At 74.2% G+C, this 209-nt stretch carries 1 pseudogene; it reads right to left on the bottom strand.

The features are described 5' to 3' along the window. Positions 1 to 84: 84 nt before the first annotated feature. Positions 85 to 209: pseudogene (locus IH13_RS36520) on the bottom strand (holo-ACP synthase); the annotation flags it as partial.

Below are 209 nucleotides of genomic sequence, written 5' to 3'. Positions count from 1 at the left end.
ATCAGCGCGCCCTCCGGCAGCCGTGCCATGAGCGCCCGCTCGGCGGCCCGTACGGTCTCGACGCTGTACGCATGTCGCATACGTTCAACCCTCCGCGATCACGACGGCCGACGCCACCCCCGCGTCGTGGCTGAGCGAGACGTGCCAGCTGCGGACCCCGAGTTCGGCGGCCCGGGCGGCCACCGTCCCGCGTACCTCCAGCCGCGGCC

This window comes from Streptomyces sp. NRRL WC-3549 (assembly GCF_000721935.1).
Taxonomy (GTDB): Bacteria; Actinomycetota; Actinomycetes; order Streptomycetales; family Streptomycetaceae; genus Streptomyces.
Note: the sequence above shows the minus strand (reverse complement) of the source record. Positions and strands in the feature narration are given on the sequence as shown.